Below are 19,058 nucleotides of genomic sequence, written 5' to 3'. Positions count from 1 at the left end.
CATGACCCGGACACTACGCATCACCTATTCCCTGTCGTTCCTGGGCCTGCTGACCGGGCTTGGCGCCTGGTCGGTGGGCGGCCTTGAAAGCTTCAACCGCACCGAGCAGATGACCCTGCTCAACGGCAAGCTGGCCAAGGCCGCCGAGACCCACTACGACGAGCAGTTTCCGATCAAGCGCATCGGCACCAACCTGTGGGCGGCGCTGGACTACAAGCTGTTCAACGAAGGCCGCCCGGGCGTCGTGCTGGGCCGCGAGCAGTGGCTGTTCAGCGATGAGGAGTTCAAGCCCACCGCCGGCGCCGAGCAACTGATGCAGGAGAACCTGGCGCTGATCCGTGGCGTGCGCGACACCCTGCAGCGCCAGGGCACGCAGCTTGTGCTGGCGATCGTCCCGGCCAAGGCGCGGATCTATTCCGAGTACCTGGGCAAGGACCAGCCGGCCAGCCTGCACGAGAACCTGTACAACCAGTTCCACGCCCAGGCCCGCCAGGCCGGCGTCTTCGCTCCCGATCTGCTCGCGCCCCTGGAGCAGGCCAAGACCCGTGGCCAGGTGTTCCTGCGCACCGACACCCACTGGACGCCCATGGGTGCCGAGGTCGCGGCCCAGGCCCTGGCCGAGGCGGTGTCGCGCCAGAGCCTGCTCAATGGCGACCCGCAGGCATTCATCACCGAAGCCGGCGCCACCAGCCCGTACAAGGGCGACCTGACCAACTTCCTGCCGCTGGACCCACTGTTCAGCAACCTGTTGCCTTCACCGGACAACCTGCAGCAACGCAGCACCCGCCCGGTCGAGGCCGAAGGTGAAGCAGGCGATGCCCTGTTCGCCGAAACCCGGATCCCGGTGGCGCTGGTCGGCACCAGCTACAGCGCCAACCCGCACTGGAACTTCCTCGGCGCCCTGCAGCAAGCCTTGCGCAGCGACGTGGCCAACTACGCCGAAGACGGCCATGGCCCCCTGCTGCCGATGCTCAAGTACCTGCAGAGCGACGCCTTCAAGGACGCCCCCCCGCAAGTGGTGGTGTGGGAATTCCCCGAACGTTATCTGCCAATGAAGAACGACCTCAGCGCCTTCGATCCGACCTGGATCGCCCAGCTGAAGAACACCCGCAAGACCGAAGAAAACCTGGCCCTGTCGTCCAATCGGACGGTTCACTGAAGAGGACATCAACATGACCAACAAACCTTCCTTCGCTAAAGCCTTCACCCTCGCTGCGGGCCTGTCCCTGCTCTCGCTGCAGGCCCTGGCCGGCGCCGATGCGGCGCTCTACGGCCCAAGTGCGCCAAAAGGCTCGACCTTCGTGCGCCTGTACAACGCCTCCTCCAGCCCTGCCGCGGCGTCGGTGGGCAACACCCAGATCAAGCCGGTCGGCGCCCAGGCCAGCAGCGACTTCAGCTTCCTGCCGGGGGGTGACTACACCGCCCAGGTCGGCGGCAAGAGCGTCCCGGTCAAACTGGCTGCGGACAAGTACTACACCCTGGTCAACAACGCCGGCGCCAGCCCGCAACTGATCGAAGAACCACCGTTCAAGAACAAGCAGAAAGCCCTGGTGCGCGTGCAGAACCTGAGCGACCAGTCGCTGACCCTCAAGACTGCCGACGGCAAGACCGAAGTGGTCAAGCCTGTGGCCGCCAAAGGCCGTGGCGAGCGCGAGATCAACCCGGTCAAGGTCAGCCTGGCCCTCTACGAAGGCGACAAGAAAGTCAGCGACCTCAAGCCAGTCGCCCTCGAGCGCGGCGAAGCAGCCGTGCTCTATGTCACAGGTTCCGGCAGCAACCTGTCGCCGGTCTGGGTCACCCGTCCCGTCGCCAGCAACTGATCCAAACCCCTATCGACCTTTTGGAGAAACATCATGATTCCGGTAATTCTTTCTGGTGGTAGCGGTTCGCGTCTGTGGCCTCTGTCGCGCAAGCAGTTCCCCAAGCAGTTCCTGGCCCTGACCGGTGAGCACACCCTGTTCCAGCAGACCCTGGAGCGCCTGGTGTTCGAAGGCATGGACAGCCCCATCGTGGTCTGCAACAAGGACCACAAGTTCATCGTCCAAGAGCAACTGGCCGCACTCAACTTGCAGACCCAGGGCATCCTCATGGAGCCCTTCGGTCGCAACACCGCGCCTGCGGTGGCCATCACCGCGATGAAGCTGGTCAACGAAGGCCGCGACGAGCTGATGCTGGTCCTGCCGGCCGACCATGTGATCGAGGACCAGAAGGCCCTGCAACGCGCCCTGGCCTTGGCCACCGTGGCCGCCGAGCGCGGCGAGATGGTGCTGTTCGGTGTGCCGGCGACCAAGCCTGAAACCGGCTATGGCTATATCCGCTCCAGCCAGGACGCCCTGCTGCCCGAAGGCGTGGCGCGCGTGGCGCAGTTCGTCGAGAAACCCGACGAGAAGCGCGCCAACGAGTTCGTCCGCGCCGGCGGTTACTTCTGGAACAGCGGCATGTTCCTGTTCCGCGCCAGCCGCTTCCTCGAAGAGCTGAAAAAGCACGATCCGGACATCTACGACACCTGCCTGCTGGCCCTGGAGCGCAGCGACGAAGAAAGCGACGTGCTGAGCATCGACGCTGCGACCTTCGCCTGCTGCCCGGACAACTCCATCGACTACGCGGTGATGGAAAAGACCCAGCGTGCCTGCGTGGTACCGCTGTCGGCCGGCTGGAGCGACGTGGGTTGCTGGTCGTCGCTGTGGGAAGTGCACGAGAAAGACGACAACGGCAACGTCACCAAGGGCGACGTGGTGGTGCAGGACAGCCACAACTGCATGATCCACGGCAATGGCAAGCTGGTGTCGGTGATCGGCCTGGAGAACATCGTGGTGGTCGAGACCAAGGACGCCATGATGATCGCCCACAAAGACAAGGTCCAAGGCGTCAAGCAACTGGTCAACACCCTTGACCAGCAAGGCCGCAGCGAGACCCAGAACCACCTGGAGGTATACCGCCCGTGGGGCTCGTACGATTCGGTGGACATGGGCGGGCGCTTCCAGGTCAAGCACATCACCGTCAAGCCGGGCGCGAGCCTGTCGCTGCAGATGCACCATCACCGCGCCGAACACTGGATCGTGGTGTCCGGCACCGCCGAGGTGACCTGCGACGAGAACGTGTTCCTGCTCACCGAGAACCAGTCGACCTACATCCCCATCGCCTCGGTCCACCGCCTGCGCAACCCAGGCAAGATCCCGTTGGAGATCATCGAAGTACAGTCCGGCAGCTACCTGGGCGAAGATGACATCGAGCGCTTCGAAGATGTCTATGGCCGCACCTCGACGCCAGTGGAACGCGGCATCTCGATCAAGACCATTGCGCAGTAGAGCGGCTAGCCGCTAGCGGCAAACTGCAAGAAAAAAGCAGGGCGGCGGTGAACCGACCATTCGGATTCACCACCGCCCTGCTTTTTTCTTGTGGCTTGCCGCTTGAAGCTTGAAGCTCGCAACTCCAAGATACCCAAATCCTCGAAACGGAATTTGGACGACATGCTCATTGGCGCCCTGCTCATCCTCACCTGGCTGGTTCTGCTGCTGCGCTACCCGGCCAAGGCCTTGCCGATATCCCTGGCGGCGGTGTTCGGCCTCGGGTTGGTGGCACTCGGGGTGGTGTGGCAGGACAGTCGCGAAGCCTCGCAGCTGGCGCGCCTGGACCTGCGCCTGAGCTATGCCCCCGACAAATGCCCTGCCGACCGCACCTTGCAGGTGCACATGAAGAACGGCAATTCAGTGCCCCTCACCGAACTGCGCTGGCGCGTCGCCGCCTATGCCCCAGGCGACACCGTCAACCTGGCCGAGAACACCTACAACGCCCCGCGCTACCGAGGCCCCGGCGAGCTGCAACCGGGCGCCGAATGGACCGACTGCCTGCCCCTGCCGCCGCTGCGCAGTGGGTACCGGCCGCAGACACTGGAATTTCGTGCCGAGCATCTGCAAGGTACATTCGCCAACTAATGTGTTGCCGGTGTCGAGCCGTTCGCGGGTAACCCGCGACGGAGCCGACACAAGTTCATCCCCCTTCCCTCTGCCAACAGGCCTGAACCCATGCCCACCGTCCTGATCACCGGTTGTTCCAGCGGCATCGGCCGCGCCCTGGCCGACGCCTTCCGCGATGCCGGCCACCACGTGTGGGCCACCGCCCGCAAACCCGAGGATGTCGAACGACTGGCCGCCGCAGGCTTTGCAGCCCGGCAACTGGACGTCACCGCCACCGAAGACCTGGCCCGCCTGGCCGATGAGCTGCAGGACCGCCACGGTGGCCTGGACATCCTCATCAACAACGCCGGCTACGGCGCCATGGGCCCCCTGCTCGACGGTGGCGTCGAAGCCATGCGCCAGCAGTTCGAGACCAATGTCTTTGCCGTGGTCGGGGTCACCCGCGCCCTGTTCCCGCTGCTGCGTCGCAACCGGGGCCTGGTGGTGAACATCGGCAGTGTGTCGGGTGTGCTGGTCACCCCATTCGCTGGCGCCTACTGCGCCTCCAAGGCGGCCGTGAATGCCCTGAGCGATGCCCTGCGCCTGGAGCTCGCGCCGTTCGGCATTCGCGTGATGGAAGTGCAGCCCGGAGCCATCGCCTCGCAGTTCGCCGACAACGCCCAGCGTGAAGCCGAAGGCGTGCTGGCGGCGGATTCGCCGTGGTGGCCGTTGCGCGATTACATCCAGGCGCGGGCCCGAGCATCCCAGGACAAACCCACGCCAGCCGCGGTGTTTGCCCAAGGGCTGCTGGCAGCGACCCGCAAGCACCCGACGCCTGCCGTGGTACGCCTGGGCAATGGCAGCACGGCCCTGCCGCTGCTGGCCCGGCTGCTGCCTCGGCGGTTGCTGGACAAGGTGCTGCGCAAACGCTTCGGGTTGCTGCGCCCACTCTGATACGGCGCAGCGCCTTTCGCGGCTACCCCCCGCCCACAGGTTCCCTGCGGCCCTTGAAAGCCACGCAGTACCTGTGGGCGCTGGCAAAGCCTGGGACGGGCCGCATAGCGGCCTCTTACACCTTCTCGTCGAACGCCTGCCAGCCGCCGCCCAGGGCTTTGTACAACCCCACCAACGCCTGGGACACTGCCGCCGAACTGTCGATCCACTGCTCCTCGCTGGCCAGCAGCGCGCTCTGCACGGTCAGCACATTGAGAAAGTCCACCGCCCCTTCCACATACTGTCGCTGGGCAGTCTCCAGCGCGACGCGGTTCTGCCTCACTGCCTCGGCCAGATGATCACGACGCAACTGGCTGGCGTTGTACAACCGCAGCACATCGTCGATCTCGTGCCAGGCACCCAGCACCACCTTGCGGTAGTTGAGCGCCGCCTCCTGCTGCTGCGCCTCACGCAGCTCGAGCGTGCCCTTCAAGCGCCCGCCTTCGAAGATCGGCAGCGACAACTGCGGGCCGAAGGCGAAACGCCGGGCATCCCACGCACCGAAGTCGGACAACTGCATGGCCTGCAAGCCCACGTTGCCGGAGAGCCGAATGCTCGGGTAGAAGTCGGCCTTGGCCACGCCGATGCTGGCGGTGGCCGCGTGCAGCCGCGCCTCGGCCTGGCGGATGTCGGGACGTCGCTCGGCGAGCTCTGACGGCAGGCCGATGGCAAAGCGCTGCTGCGGCGTCGGCAAATCGCCAGGGGCCAGCAACTCGCTTTGCAGGCTGCGCGGAGGTTGCGCGGCGAGCAGGCTCAGGGCGTTGATCAGGTCGTCGCGGCGAGCCTCCAGCGTTGGCAAACGCGCCTCGATCGACGCCACCTGGGCGCTGGCCTGGGCCACGTCCAGGCGCGTGGCGACGCCTTCGGCCTGACGCTCCTGGGACAGCTTGAGGCTGTGCCGGGCGACCTTGAGGTTGTCCTGGGTGACTTCCAAGGTGTGCTGCACTGCGCGCAACTGGATGTAGTCACCGGCCGTTTCGGACAACAGCGCTAGCAATACGCCGCGCCGGTCGTTCTCGGCCATTTGCACCGAAGCATCGGCCGCCTCGACCTGGCGACGTACCCGTCCCCACAGGTCCAGCTCCCAGCCTGCGACCAGATCGCCCTGCCATAGGTTGAAGGCGGACTTGCCCGCCTTGCCGGACGGGTCGCTCAGGCCTTCGGCGCTGTTGCGCGCGCGGCTGTAGCCGGCGCTCACGTCCACCGAAGGCACCTCGTCGGCCGCCACGGTGCTGCGCAAGGCGCGGCTTTGCAGCAGGCGCGCGCTGGCCATCTGCAGGTCCAGGTTACGTTCGGCGACGCGCTGGATCAGCGCGCTCAGGCGGGCATCGTGGAAGCTGTCCCACCAGCGCAGTTCCAGCGGCTCGGCGGTCGGCTGACTCGCCGCCGCCTCGCCTTGCACCTGCGCCCAGGCCTGGGTCGCCTGGCTGTCGGGGCGCTTGAAATCCGGCCCGAGGGTGCAGCCGGCGAGCATCACCGCCAACAGCAGTGGGCTAATGCGTGTTACCGGCTTCATCGCGCGCTCACCGCTTTGCCATCGAGGGTGTCGCCGTCGGTGTCGATCGTCGCCACCACCGACATGCCCACGCGCAGGCGCTCGAGCAGTGGCTGGCCATCATCGAAGACGATCTTCACCGGAATCCGCTGCACCACCTTGGTGAAGTTGCCGGTGGCATTGTCTGGCTTGACCGCGGCGAAGGTGACGCCGGTGGCCGGGGCGATGCTCTGCACATGGCCGTGCAGTTTCTCGCCGGAAAAGGTATCGACGCTGATGCTCACCGGCTGGCCCGGCTGCACGTGAGTGAGCTGGGTTTCCTGGAAGTTGCCCACCACGTAGGCCTGCTGCAGCGGCACCACCGAGAGCAGACGCGCGCCCGGATTGACGTACGCACCGATGCGCAGGGCACGCTCGCCGACCATGCCATCCACCGGCGCGGTGATGCGGGTGTAGGACAGATCCAACTGGGCTTTCTCAACGCCAGCCTCGGCACGCTTGAGCTGGCCCTCGGCGCTCGCCACCTGGGCCGTGAGGATGTCCACCTGCTTGCGCGTGGCGACCAACGCCGCCTGGGCGTTGGCCAGACGCGCACGGGCCTGGTCGACACGGCTGCGCGCCTGCTGGGCGTTCTGCACGGTACCGGCGCCCTGCTCTGCCAGGCGGCTGTAGCGGGTCACTTCATGATCGGCAAAGGCCATTTCGGCCTGGGCGGCCTTCACCGCCGCTTCGGCCTGGGCGATCAACGACGCCTGACGCTCGAGGGTGGCGCGGGCATCGGCGCTTTGCGCCTTGGCCACCAGCAATTGGGCTTGGGCGGCGTCGAGGGCCGCGCGGTAGTCGCGATCATCGATGGTCGCCAGCAACTGGCCGGCGGTGACCTGCTGGTTGTCTTCGACCAGCACCTGCTTGATGAAGCCTGGCACCTTGGGCGCGACCACGGTGTAGTCGGCGGTCACATAGGCATCGTTGGTGCTTTGCCGGTGGTCGCTGCCCAGCATCCAGGGGGTCACCAGGGCAGCCAGCACGGCCACGGCGAGCACCGAGCCGATCACGAGTGTCTTGCGGTTGTTGGTCATTTCTACAGTCTCGAATTCATCCAGGCGTCAGGCCACCGCGCGCGGTGGGTAGATTCGGGTAGGCACGAAAGGAATCAGGCAGATCAGGGCCACGGCGACACCGGCCATGACCAGGTACAGGTCGGCCGAAGTCAGTACTTGGGCTTGTTCGTGGAGGCGCCGGGCCAGGCCTGCCGCTTGGTCATCGACCAATGGCGCGTTGCCCAGGCTGTCCACCAGGTGGTTGGAATGAAAATGCCGGCGCACGGTGCCCAGGGCATCCAGCAGCCCGGCGGCGATCACCGCGGCCAGCCCCTTGACGGTGTTGAACCAGCTGGAGGCGAACGGGCCTTCCTGGGGTGTCATGCCATTGGTGGAGAGCATCAGCAGGGGCAGCACCGACATCGGCTGCCCGAACACCTGCAGCAGGTAGAAGGGGTAGAAGTCGCCGCGGATCCATTGCGAGGTCAGCAGGCTGCTGCCCACGCAGGAGACCGCCAGCATCCCCAGGCCCAGCGCCAGCACCCAGCGGCAGTCCACCGCACGGAGGTTGCACAGTGCTGCCGTGAGCGGCAGGGCGATCAGTTGCGGCATGGCCACCAGCATCATCAACGGGCTGGTCTGCGCCGGGCGATAGCCCTGGATCTGCGCCAGGTACGCCGCGGGGAGGCTGCCCACGCCCGAGAGCACGATCAGCACGCCGGCCAGTGTCACCAGGGCAAAGCTCAGGTTGCGCCGCGTCAGCAGGCGCAGCTGGAAGAACGGCAGTGGCTCGGACCATTCGTTGTACATGAACAGCACCAGCAGCAGCACGCCACCGCCGAGCAGCCAACAAATCAGCGTCGAATCGAACCAGCCCCAACGATCGCCCAGGGACAAGCCCAGGACGATGCAGCTGATGGCCGGCAGGCCGAGCACCACGCCCCGCCAGTCGAATTGCTTGAAACGCTCCAGACGCAGCGGGTCCTGGGGCAAGCCCCAGCCCACGCAGAACATGGCCAGCCCCGACGGCAGGATGATCTGCCAGAACGCCCACTGCCAACCGACATATTCAGTCCACAAGCCCGCCAATGGCGTGCCCAGGTTGGGGCCGAAGGTCGCGGTCAGGGCATAGCAGGCCAGGCCGTAGATCTTGATACCCGGGGGCAGAAAACGCAGTGCCACGGTCATCAGCATTGGCGGCAAGGCCCCCGATGCCAGGCCCTGGACGATGCGCAGCAGCATCAGGCTGTGCAGGTTGGGGGCGAAGGGCTGGACCAGACCCAGCACGGCAAACAGGCCGATGGCGCACAACGTGAAACGGCGCAGGGAAAAGGTGCCGGCCATCCAGGGCGCGAAGGCCATGGCCGAGACCGAAGCGGCCGAATACACCGCCAGCAGCCAGGCGCCTTCATCGGCTCCGATGCCCATGGCGCCGCGGATGTCGGCCAGGGAAATCTTCGTCACCGACTCATTGAGTCCGGCGCAGAGCACCGCCAACAACACGCCGAACAGCCCGACCACCACCCGCAGGCCGAACGCCGTCTGCACCGGTGCTGCAGGCGCCGGAGCGGCGACAGGCACGGCGGAAGGCGCGGACAGGGAACTCATGGACAGACATCTCCAGCAACAAATTCAAGGCAGGAGGGAAGTCTAAGAAGGTCGAATGCTGACGAAAACTGACTTATTGGCAGTTTTATGTTGCACCAGACGCAATCCACACAACTGTTAGTGGGGAAGCCGCCGCGCCCCACATATGACCCGCTCCCGCAGGGATCTGCGGTGATCGCGGGCTCGTTGCTCCGATTTATCCGCGAATGGCCCCGTCAGGGATCGATGCTGCAACAGGCCTTCAGCGTCTGGCGCAACCAACGATGGGCCGGGTCGTTCTGAAAGCGCGGGTGCCAGGCCTGCATGACGGTCACCTGCTCCAGCGGCAGCGGGATCTGGAACGAGCGCAGCGGCAGGCCCAGCTTGTTCACGCTGTTGAGGATGTTGGCCGGCATCGGCAGGATCAGATCGGAGTCCGGCAGCGAAAACATCGCCGAATGAAAGCTCGGGGTGATCAGCGCCACGCGCCGCTGAGCCTTGAAGTTGGCCAGCTCCACATCGATCGGCCCGTTGGCTCGGCCGCGTCGCGACACGCTGATCTGCGGGTAGGCGGCAAAGCGCTGCGGGGTGATCTGGGCGTCGAAGATGGGATGATCGCGGCGCGCCAGGCCAATGTATTCGGTGTGAAACAGGCTCTGCACCTTGATCTCCGGCCCCAGCTCCACGGTCGAGCTGATGATCAAATCGGTGCGCCCGTCGCGCAGCACGCTGTCGTCATCGCCACCTGGGCTCTCGGGCACGAACCTGAGCACCGTGCGCGGCGCCTGCTCGTGCATCATGCGCAACAGCTGGGCGCCATACAGGGCGATGAACAGGTCGTTGGTGCGGATGTTGAAGGCCCGCTCCAGGTTCGGCAGGTCCACCTCATCGCCACTGCGAAACACCTGCCCGGCCTGCTCCACCAAGGCCGAGACCTGCTCGCGCAGGGCCAGGGCCCGGGGCGTGGGCACCAGACCTCGGCCTGCGCGCACCAGGATCGGGTCGCCCAAGGCATCGCGGATCCGCCCCAGGGTGCGACTCATGGCGGCGGGGCTCAGGTTCATGCGCTGCGCCGCGCCGACCACACTGCCCTCGTCGAGCAGGGCATCGAGGGCGACGAGCAGGTTCATGTCGGGCAATTGCATGGGCCGTTTTCCGTGACAGCTGTGGGAAAAGACATCTTATCAGGCCGGATGATTGCGTCTGGCGCAATGTCCCCGTGCGTGGTGGGCCATTTATCCAGCGCGATGGACGATCAAGAATGGTGCGCACAGCTTCGCGGGTGAACCCGCAACAAGGCCACCACCGAACCGAAGGAACCTCCATGCCCCGCCCGGTCCTGATCGCCATCGACGCCTCCCCTGCCACCAGCGCCCTGCTCGACCTCGCCCAGCGCTACTGCCGACCCAGCGAGCACGAACTGCACGTGTTGCTGGCCATCGATACGACTTTCGCCTTGCACGATCACCCGATGGCCTACACCGAAGAGGAACAGCAGGAATACCCGGCCGCCTGCGAAGAACAGCACCTGGCCGACCAGGCCGTGGCCACGGCGGTACGTGCATTGCGCGAGGCCGGTTTCAGCAGCCACGGCTGCATGGTCGCCGCAGAACCCGCCGAGGCCATCGTCGCCAAGGCCCGGGCGCTGGATTGCGAGCTGATCATCATGGGCCACCGCCATCTGTCGCGGCTGGGGCGACTGCTGGATCCGTCGATCAGCGCCAAGGTGATCGACCGGGTGCAGATTCCGGTGTTGGTGGGGGCGGCGGGATAAGCCCACAGGCTTGGGGCTGCCACAGACGCATTCGCGGGTTCACCCGTGAATGCGTCAGGAGCCTAAATGCCGAATTCGGATCAGTCCTCGCTCGGCTTGACCACCACCGTGCAGGTGGTCCCCGCCGCGAGCAAAAAGCCTTCCGGCACTTCATCGATGTGAATGCGCACTGGCACCCGCTGGGCCAGACGCACCCAGTTGAAGGTCGGGTTCACGTCGGCGATCAGCTCGCGGCTCTGCGGGTTGTCGCGGTCGTAGATGCCGCGGGCGATGCTCTCCACATGCCCCTTGATGCGCTCGCCGCTCATCATCTGCAATTCGGCCTGGTCGCCCACCTTCACGTGGGGCAGCTTGGTCTCCTCGAAGAAGCCATACACCCAGAACGAGTTCTCATCCACCACCGCCATCACCGCCTCGCCGGTGCGGGCGTAGTCGCCCTTGTGGATGTTGAGGTTGGTGACGTAGCCATCGACCGTGGCAATGATCCGCGTGCGCTTTAGGTTGAGCTCGGCGGCCGCCAGTTGGGCCTGGGCCTGCTGGTAGTCGGCCAATGCGGAGCTTGCGATGTTGCTGGCGTCGTCGCGGTTTTCCTTGGAGATCACCAGGTTGTCCAGGTCGGCGCGGCGCTTGGCGTTGACCTTGCGCATCTCCCACGTGGCCTTGCGCGAGGCGACCAGGGCCTTGGCCTGGTCCACCGCCAGCTGGTAATGCTCGGGGTCGATCTGGATCAGCAGGTCCCCCTTCTTCACGCGTTGGTTGTCCTTGACTGGCACGTCCACCACGTAGCCCGGCACGTCAGCAGCGACGTTGATGATGTCGGCGCGCACCCGGCCGTCACGGGTCCAGGGGGTGGTCATGTAGTGCAGCCACAACTGGCGACCGATCACCACGGCGCCCGCCAGCACCAGCAGGGTGGCGATCAGGCTGAAGAATTTTTTCATCGAAGGATTCTCACCAGTAGACAGACAGCGCCATGGCGCCGAAGAGGCAGATGAACAGGCACAAGCGCAGCAGCGCCGGATGCCAGAAAAAGCGGTAGCCGTCATGGCTTGCGATGAAGCGGTCCAGCCCCCAGGCCAGGCCTGCGGCGAACAGGAACATCAAGGTCATGGTGGGCATGTACACGCCATGGAAGGCGATTTCACGAGGCATGGTGCAATCCTTTGGCCGGAGCCAGGGGCGACTTGGGGTCGAGCAGGGACGTACGAATGAAATGCAGGTAGCTCTGCACCCGGCGCAACACCGAGGTGTCGAAGTGCCGGGCGAAGGGCTCGTCGGTGGCCTGCACGCGGCTGATGGCATGGTCCACCGCCACCAGGGCGCGTTCGTGGTTGCTGGCGTTGGGCTGCAGGAACAGCCGCGCCAAGGCCCGGCCCATCACGCGGATGGCCTGGCGCCAGGGCTGGCTTTCGGCATAGGCCGGGTGGATCGGGGCGCGCATCTGTTCCTTGCGCAGCTCGATGATCGCGTGGCCGATTTCCAGGACAGTGAACATCCAGCGCATCAGCTCGCTCTGCACCTGCGGCCGGCCGGCAGCCAAGCCGTAGGCTTGGTGCAGCAGGTCGCGGGTACGGCTCTCGAACGCCGAGCCCAGCCCGCGCAGGCGACCGGTGATGGCGAACAACACTTGCTCACGCAGGTCCTGCTCCAGGCGGCTCCACAGCCAACGGCTGTTGGGCGGCAGGATGATGGCCCCGGCGGCGGCGCAGACCAGCATGCCGATGACCATGCCGATGTAATCGTTGATGAACACGTAGGGGTCGTACACCGTCAGGTTGTTCGGCACCGAGCCGATGGCGAAGAACACCAGCAGGCCGATCCCGTAGCCAGCATAGGCCGGGCGCGAGGACAGAAACGCCCCCAGCACGAACACCGGCGCCAGCACCATGCACAACAATGGGAAGCCGTCGATCCAGGGGAAGACAAAGAAGGTCTCGAAGAAGCCGACGAAGGCGCCGATCAGCGTGCCGCAGGCCATCTGGAACGACATGCGCTTGGGATTCGGCGAGGCTGCCGACAGCCCCACGGTGACTGTCGCGATCAACGTCATCATGGCGCCGCTTGGCCAATCGCTGAGCAGCCAGTAGCTGCCCAGCAGCAACAGCACCGCCGAGGCACGCACGCCGGCAGCCAGCGACACCAGCCAGCTGGTCTGGGCCACGTAGGGCTCGTCCCACTGTTCGCGCTCGTGCCTGTGGGCGGCGAGCGAGGCGTGGGTCTGGGCGTAGCTGTACATCTCGTCGACGAAGCGGTACAGCAGCTCGAAGGCGGTGTGGAAGTCGAGCAGGTCCGACTCGCTGGGGTCGGTCTCGAGGTAGTCGGCGCGCAGGCCGCGCACCTGGGTTTGCAGGCCTTCCTTGTAAGCCGCCAGCTCCAGGGTCAGGCGCAGCGCATCGGCGTCGGTCAGGGCGCGGCCCACATAGGGGTCGAGCAATTCGGCAAGGGTCGCCAGGCCCGGCTCGATGGCCCCGACGATCTGCAACGGCCCACGGGCGCGCAGGCGCTCCAGCAGACTGTGCAGCGCGTTGAAGCGGGTGGTGATGGCCATGAACTCGCTGTTCATGCGCACCAGCCGGCCCGAGCGCCTGCGCATGTGCGGGTCTTCGAAGGCGGTGACGTTGCGCAGACTCTCCAGGCCCACCGCCTCGGCGATGAAACGCACGTTGCTGCTTTCGTAGCGGTCCGGCTGGCTGTCGCCACGCAGGGCCTCGACCACCACCCCAGCGAACACGCCAAAGCGCTGGTACAGAGCATTGCGCATGGCGGCGCTGGCCGACTGGGGCAGGATCGCCGCGCTGACCAGGGTCGACACCAGGATCCCCAGGGAGATTTCCAGCACCCGCCACACCGCCGCCATGAACGCTTGGTCGGGGTGCTGCAGCACCGGCAGGCCGATCATCGCCGCGGTATACCCGGCCAGCACGAAACCATAGGCCTGGAAGGTGCGGTAGCGCATGGCGCCGGCCGAACACAGGCCGACCCACAACGCAAGGCTGGGCAGGAACAGCTCGGTGTTCTGCGGAAAGAGCGCGACCAGCGCGACCATCATCGCCGAGCCCGCCAGGGTGCCGAGCACCCGGTAGAAGCTTTTGGCGAACACATGCCCGCTCTGTGGCTGCATGACGATGAACACGGTGATCATCGCCGTGCGCGGTTGCGGCAGCTCCAGACGCATGGCCAGCCACAAGGTGATGAAAGCGGCTGCCAGGACCTTGAAGATATAGACCCAGGTCACCCCGTCGGTGCGCGCCCAGGCAAAGAAGCCCCGGCGCCATTCCAGGCTCTGCAGCCAGCGCAGGGGCAGGCTCGATGTGCTCATTCGGCGTGGCTCGGCGTGTCGAAGATGGCCAGGGTCGCAGGGGTTTTCGGCGCCGCCTGGCGTTGCTCGTCCGGTACGTCCTGGCCGGCCTGCAGCCCACCACCGAGGGCGGTGACCAGCTCGGCATGGGCGCTCAGGCGCGCGGCCTGGACCTGCTGTTGGATCTGTTGCTGACGGAACAGCAGGGTCTGGGCGTTGAGCACATTCAGGTAGTCGGTCAGCCCGCGCTGGAAGGCGACCATGGCGATGTCATAGGTCTTCTGCGCGGCGGCCACGCTCTGTGCGGCGAAGTGCGACTGCTCTTTCATCGACTCGCGGCGGATCAGTTGGTCGGAGATGTTCTTCAGTGCACCGACCACGGTTTCGTTGTAACGCGCCACCGCCATGTCATAGCCCGCCGACGCCACGCCCAATTGCGAGCGCAGGCGACCGCCGTCGAAGATCGGCAGGCTGATGGCCGGGCCTACGTTGTAGTTGAACTTGCGCCCGGTGAGAAACTCCAGCGGGCCACCGCCGGTGGCCATGAAGCCCAGGCTGCCGACCAGGTCGACATTGGGGAAGAAGCCGGCGTGGGCCACATCGATGCCACGGGCCTGGGCCGCCACCTGCCAGCGGCTGGCAACCACGTCGGGGCGCTGGCCGACCAGTTCGGCGGGCAGGTTCGACGGCAGCTTGAGCGGTGCGCCGAGGCTCAGGGTGGGGCGCTGGATCTGCGCGCCCTCCCCCGGGCCCTTGCCAGCCAAGGCGGCCAACTGGTTGCGGGTCAGGGCGATCTCTTCGTTGAGGCTGTCGAGCTGACGATGGGTCTCAGGCAGCGGGGCCTCGGCCTGGCTGACCTCGAAGTGCGTGCCAAGGCCGCTGTCCAGACGCCGCTTGGCCAGGGCGAGGATCTGCTCCTGCTGCTCCAACTCGGCCTGGACGATATCGCGCTGGGCGAAGTGCAGGCTCAGCTGGATGTAGGCGCGCACCACGTTGTTCTGTAGCTCCAGCTGGGCCTGGCGGGCTTCGGCAACGCTCATGTGCGCCTGGTCCACGGCCTGCTCGCTGGCATTGCGCTCACGGCCCCAAAGGTCCAGGGCATAGCTGAAACCGATGGCGGCGTTGTTGTCCCAGGTGTTGGCACCGGACAGCGCGCCAGGGCCGTAGAACTGATCTTCCGGCCAGTTGTGGCGCTTGAGGGTGGCCTGGCCGTTGGCCTGGAGCTTTTCCGCCGACTCGATCACACCGGCCATGGACTTGGCCTGGCGCACCCGCGCCGCGGCCATGGCCAGGGTCGGGCTGCCGCTCTGGGCCAGCTCGACCCAGCGGTCCAACTGCGGGTCGCCATAGGCACGCCACCACTGTTGCGCCGGCCAATGGGCGTCGGTGGCAGCTTCGCGGATCGCGTCGTCGGTGGTCAGGGTATTGGCTTGCAGCGTCTTGCTTTGCGGGGCGATGCCCCAGGTTCCGATACAGCCGCTCAAGGTAAGGCTAAGGGCACAGGCACTGAGCGCATTCAGCGCTCTGATGATGCGACGCGGCACAGCTGCGATTTCCCGAGGATGAGGTGAAGAGGCCGGGCAATTCTAGGGGGCGGTCGCACTGGCGATAAGCGTATATTCCTGCGAATCTTTGTTACCAAAACAGTGATAATCCGGCTTTAGTCTGAAGACCGTTTTGGTTACTTCATGTCACAATTTTGTCCTCTACCTTGAGAGTGACCCATGGACACCCTGCAAAACATGCGTGCTTTCAGTTGCGTAGCCCAACTCGGCAGCTTCACTGCCGCCGCGGCGCAACTGGATACGACCACCGCGAACGTCTCGCGGGCGGTCTCCAACCTGGAAGCCCATCTGCAAACTCGGCTGCTAAACCGCACCACCCGGCGTATCGCCCTGACCGAGGCGGGCAAGCGTTACTTGATGCGCTGCGAACAGATTCTGACCTTCGTCGAAGAAGCCGAGGCCGAGGCCAGCGATGCCCACGCCCGCCCGGCCGGACAGTTGAAGGTGCATTCGATGACCGGCGTCGGCCAGCACTTCGTGGTCGATGCCATTGCCCGCTACCGTGAGTCGCACCCGGACGTGACCTTCGACCTGACCATGGCCAACCGCGTGCCAGACCTGCTCGACGAGGGCTATGACGTGTCCATCGTGCTGGCCAGCGAGTTGCCGGACTCCGGCTTCGTCTCCCAGCGCCTGGGCATCACCTACAGCATCGTCTGCGCCTCGCCCGAGTACGTGGCCAAGCACGGCACCGCACACAAGCCAGCCGACCTGCTCAAGCATTCGTGCCTGCGCATGGTCAGCCCGGTGATCCCGCTGGAGAAGTGGCTGTTCGACGGCCCGGAAGGCCAGGAGATGGTCAACATCACCACCTCGCCGTTCCAGGTGAACTCGGCCGACGCCATGAAGACGGCGATCCGCAGCGGCATGGGCGTGGGCGTGCTGCCGATCTATTCGGCCATCGACGGCCTGCGCGACGGCAGCATCGTGCGGATCATGCCCGACTACCGCTTGCAGGAGCTGAACCTCTACGCGATCTACCCCTCGCGCCAGTACCTGGATGCGAAGATCAAGACCTGGGTCGAGTACCTGCGCAACTCGCTGCCGGAGATCCTCGCCGCCCACGAGGCGGACCTGAAGATCCACGAGAGCGGTCGCTAGCCGCGAGCTTCAAGCCGCACGAAAAACCAGGCCCATGCCGTCCAGCTTTTCTTGCCGCTCGAAGCCTGTAGCTTGTAGCTTGTAACTTTTTGCCATGAGAAGTAGCCCGATGAAAAAGACCGTCCTGGCCTTCAGCCGCATCACCCCGGCCATGGCCGAACGCCTGCAACAAGACTTCAACGTGATCGTGCCCAACCCCAAGCACGGTGACATCGCCGCCCAGTTCAACGAAGCCCTGCCCCAGGCCCATGGCCTGATCGGCGTCGGTCGCAAGCTCGGCCGGGCGCAGCTGGAGGGCGCAGGCAAGCTGGAAGTGGTGTCCAGCGTCTCGGTCGGCTACGACAACTACGACCTGGACTACTTCAACGAGCGCGGCATCGCCTTGACCAACACCCCCGACGTGCTCACCGAAAGCACCGCCGACCTGGCCTTCGCCCTGGTCATGGGCTGTGCGCGCCGGGTCGCCGAGCTCGACGCCTGGACCAAGGCCGGCCAATGGCAAGCCACCGTCGGCCCAGCCCATTTCGGCAGCGACGTGCATGGCAAGACCCTTGGCATCGTCGGCCTGGGCAACATCGGCGCCGCCATCGCCCGGCGTGGCCGCTTCGGTTTCAACATGCAGGTGCTGTACAGCGGCAACAACCGCAAGCCCGCGCTGGAACAGGAGCTCGGGGCGCAGTACCGCAGCCTGGAACAACTGCTGGCCGAAGCCGATTTCGTGTGCCTGGTGGTGCCGTTGTCGGATGCCACGCGCAAGCTGATCGGTGCCCGCGAGCTCAAACTGATGAAGCCCAGCGCCTTTTTGATCAACGTCTCCCGTGGGCCAGTGGTGGACGAGGCGGCGCTGGTCGAGGCGCTGCAGGGCGGTACGATTCGTGGGGCCGGGCTGGACGTGTACGAGAAAGAGCCGCTGGCCGACTCGCCGCTGTTCACACTGCCCAATGCCCTGACCCTGCCACACGTGGGGTCCGCCACCGCTGAAACCCGCGAAGCCATGGCCAACCGGGCGATCGACAACCTGCGCGCGGCGCTGTTGGGCGAGCGACCTCGGGACCTGGTCAACCCGCAGGTCTGGAAGGGCTGAGTCGTCTTTCAGGACGCATTCGCGGGTAAACCCGCTCCGACAGGTTCGCTGTTGTTCTTGAAGCCAGTGGAGCACCTGTGGGAGCGGGTTTACCCGCGAAAGGGCCGCATCAAACCCATCACCCGATGAACGCCTACCTCACGCCGACCGCACGCCCCATCACCTTGGCCTTGGGCTTGCGAAACACCAGCACGTTGCCCGCCATCACCGCCACCAGCCCCAGCAGTGCTGGCGCCGTCCACTGATAGCCCTCGGCGACGGCCGAGACATTCAACGCCACCAGCGGGAACAGCACCGTGCAGTAGGCCGCCCGCTCCGGCCCCATGCGTCCGACCAAGGTCAGGTAGGCGGTGAAACCGATGACCGACCCCGGGATCACCAGGTACAGCAGCGAACCGATGTAGCGGGTGTTCCATTCCATGTCGAAGGGAATGCCGCTGAGCAGGCAGTACAGCGCCAACATCGTCGCGCCATACACCATGCCCCAGGCGTTGGTGGTCATGGGCTTGAGCCCTGCCTTCTGCTGCACGCTGGAAAGCATGTTCCCCGCCGAGAAACACAAGGTGCCCAGCAAGGCGAGGCCCAGGCCGTACAAGGTCTCCCGGCTGGCGGTGTGGCTGAACAGCTCCGGCCAGAACAGCAGGCCCAGGCCCACCAGCCCCAGGGCACCACCGCCCAACACGTTGGCAGCGATACGCTGGCCAAAGAAGATCCGCGCGTTGAGCGCGTTCCATAGGGTAGCGGTGGAGAACACCACGGCGATCAGCCCGCTGGCGATCCACTGGCTGGCGGTGAGAAAACACATGAAGTTGACGCAGAACAGGCAAAAACCCTGGGCCAGGCACACTAGGTGGGCGCGCCGGTTCATCGGTTGCAGGCGTCGGGTGAGCAAGAGGATGGCGAACAGGATCAGCCCGGCCAGGGCGAAGCGATAGACGATCGACACCGGAATGGCGACCACGCCCAACTGCAGTTTCAGGGCGATCCAGGTGGTGCCCCAGATCAGGACGGTGAGCAAGTAGAGCGAGAGGTTCATGGTAGGGCTTCCGTGGCAGTCACAAGCGCTGGGGCTGCGTTGCAGCCCATCGCCGGCTTCGCCAGCGCCCCCAACATGCGCTCATCGGCACCAGTAGGCGCAGGCGAAGTCTGCGATCGAGGGGCCAGCCCTCGCCGTGATCTCCAGTCTCCACCCACCACCGACTCCTGCGCTTGCACAAACTTGCGC

General features: G+C 65.5%; 17 protein-coding genes. 8 read left to right on the top strand and 9 right to left on the bottom strand.

Translation table 11 applies throughout. The annotated features are described in order from the left end of the window. Window position 1 precedes the first annotated feature (1 nt). From ABOA88_RS10755 to ABOA88_RS10735, 5 genes are all read left to right on the top strand, one after another. Complete coding sequence (locus tag ABOA88_RS10755; protein ID WP_367851577.1) at window positions 2-1,159, top strand: alginate O-acetyltransferase; 1,158 nt, start codon at window positions 2-4, stop codon at window positions 1,157-1,159. 13 nt (window positions 1,160-1,172) lie between these two features. Then, window positions 1,173-1,820: an alginate O-acetyltransferase AlgF gene (locus ABOA88_RS10750; protein WP_367851578.1), complete on the top strand. Its 648-nt coding sequence runs from the start codon at window positions 1,173-1,175 to the stop codon at window positions 1,818-1,820. A 33-nt stretch (window positions 1,821-1,853) separates the two neighbouring features. Beyond that, complete coding sequence (locus ABOA88_RS10745; RefSeq protein WP_196170318.1) at window positions 1,854-3,308, top strand: mannose-1-phosphate guanylyltransferase/mannose-6-phosphate isomerase; 1,455 nt, start codon at window positions 1,854-1,856, stop codon at window positions 3,306-3,308. A 162-nt stretch (window positions 3,309-3,470) separates the two neighbouring features. After that, window positions 3,471-3,935, top strand: coding sequence for a hypothetical protein (locus ABOA88_RS10740; RefSeq protein ID WP_043207411.1), 465 nt, complete (start codon window positions 3,471-3,473; stop codon window positions 3,933-3,935). A 90-nt stretch (window positions 3,936-4,025) separates the two neighbouring features. After that, window positions 4,026-4,850, top strand: a complete 825-nt coding sequence (locus ABOA88_RS10735; protein WP_367851579.1) for an SDR family oxidoreductase — start codon at window positions 4,026-4,028, stop codon at window positions 4,848-4,850. Between the two features lie 115 nt (window positions 4,851-4,965). On the opposite strand, the gene ABOA88_RS10730 is transcribed toward ABOA88_RS10735, so the two are convergent. The 4 genes from ABOA88_RS10730 to ABOA88_RS10715 all read right to left on the bottom strand — a co-directional run bounded on the left by ABOA88_RS10730 (window position 4,966) and on the right by ABOA88_RS10715 (window position 10,156). Then, a complete protein-coding gene (locus ABOA88_RS10730) occupies window positions 4,966-6,405 on the bottom strand; it encodes an efflux transporter outer membrane subunit (RefSeq protein ID WP_367851580.1) in 1,440 nt (479 codons plus the stop codon). Continuing rightward, entirely contained in the window at window positions 6,402-7,463 is a 1,062-nt protein-coding gene (locus ABOA88_RS10725; RefSeq protein WP_196170315.1) for an HlyD family secretion protein, read from the bottom strand. The genes ABOA88_RS10730 and ABOA88_RS10725 overlap by 4 nt, the downstream gene beginning before the upstream one ends. Before the next feature lie 27 nt (window positions 7,464-7,490). After that, complete coding sequence (locus tag ABOA88_RS10720; RefSeq protein WP_367851581.1) at window positions 7,491-9,032, bottom strand: MFS transporter; 1,542 nt, start codon at window positions 9,030-9,032, stop codon at window positions 7,491-7,493. Between the two features lie 215 nt (window positions 9,033-9,247). Beyond that, window positions 9,248-10,156, bottom strand: a complete 909-nt coding sequence (locus ABOA88_RS10715) for a LysR family transcriptional regulator (RefSeq protein ID WP_367851582.1) — start codon at window positions 10,154-10,156, stop codon at window positions 9,248-9,250. Window positions 10,157-10,335: 179 nt separating this feature from the next. Between ABOA88_RS10715 and ABOA88_RS10710 the strand changes: the two genes are divergently transcribed. Then, window positions 10,336-10,785 carry a universal stress protein gene (locus ABOA88_RS10710; RefSeq protein ID WP_367851583.1) on the top strand — a complete coding sequence of 150 codons (450 nt, stop codon included), beginning with the start codon at window positions 10,336-10,338 and terminating at the stop codon, window positions 10,783-10,785. Window positions 10,786-10,865: 80 nt separating this feature from the next. Here ABOA88_RS10710 and ABOA88_RS10705 read toward each other — a convergent pair whose 3' ends face one another. From ABOA88_RS10705 to ABOA88_RS10690, 4 genes are read right to left on the bottom strand one after another with little or no spacing between them, the layout of a single operon-like run. Next, window positions 10,866-11,726 carry an efflux RND transporter periplasmic adaptor subunit gene (locus ABOA88_RS10705; RefSeq protein ID WP_196170312.1) on the bottom strand — a complete coding sequence of 287 codons (861 nt, stop codon included), beginning with the start codon at window positions 11,724-11,726 and terminating at the stop codon, window positions 10,866-10,868. A gap of 10 nt (window positions 11,727-11,736) precedes the next feature. After that, window positions 11,737-11,937 (bottom strand): DUF1656 domain-containing protein, encoded by a 201-nt coding sequence (locus tag ABOA88_RS10700; protein ID WP_043207396.1) that lies wholly within the window; start codon window positions 11,935-11,937, stop codon window positions 11,737-11,739. After that, complete coding sequence (locus tag ABOA88_RS10695) at window positions 11,927-14,104, bottom strand: FUSC family protein (RefSeq protein WP_196170311.1); 2,178 nt, start codon at window positions 14,102-14,104, stop codon at window positions 11,927-11,929. The genes ABOA88_RS10700 and ABOA88_RS10695 overlap by 11 nt, the downstream gene beginning before the upstream one ends. Then, on the bottom strand, window positions 14,101-15,627 hold the full coding sequence (locus ABOA88_RS10690; RefSeq protein WP_196170310.1) for an efflux transporter outer membrane subunit: 1,527 nt from the start codon (window positions 15,625-15,627) through the stop codon (window positions 14,101-14,103). Before ABOA88_RS10690 ends, ABOA88_RS10695 begins: the two co-directional genes overlap by 4 nt. 180 nt (window positions 15,628-15,807) lie before the next feature. On the opposite strand from ABOA88_RS10690, the gene ABOA88_RS10685 reads away from it, so the two are divergent. Next, complete coding sequence (locus ABOA88_RS10685; protein WP_196170309.1) at window positions 15,808-16,749, top strand: LysR family transcriptional regulator; 942 nt, start codon at window positions 15,808-15,810, stop codon at window positions 16,747-16,749. A gap of 109 nt (window positions 16,750-16,858) precedes the next feature. After that, on the top strand, window positions 16,859-17,833 hold the full coding sequence (locus ABOA88_RS10680; protein ID WP_367851584.1) for a 2-hydroxyacid dehydrogenase: 975 nt from the start codon (window positions 16,859-16,861) through the stop codon (window positions 17,831-17,833). A 133-nt stretch (window positions 17,834-17,966) separates the two neighbouring features. On the opposite strand, the gene ABOA88_RS10675 is transcribed toward ABOA88_RS10680, so the two are convergent. Continuing rightward, window positions 17,967-18,869: a DMT family transporter gene (locus ABOA88_RS10675; protein ID WP_196170307.1), complete on the bottom strand. Its 903-nt coding sequence runs from the start codon at window positions 18,867-18,869 to the stop codon at window positions 17,967-17,969. Window positions 18,870-19,058 lie beyond the last annotated feature (189 nt).

The sequence above is a fragment of the Pseudomonas sp. PKS genome (assembly GCF_051913525.1).
GTDB classification, from domain to species: Bacteria; Pseudomonadota; Gammaproteobacteria; order Pseudomonadales; family Pseudomonadaceae; genus Aquipseudomonas; species Aquipseudomonas guariconensis_D.
This window is presented reverse-complemented; position numbering and strand designations above follow the sequence as displayed.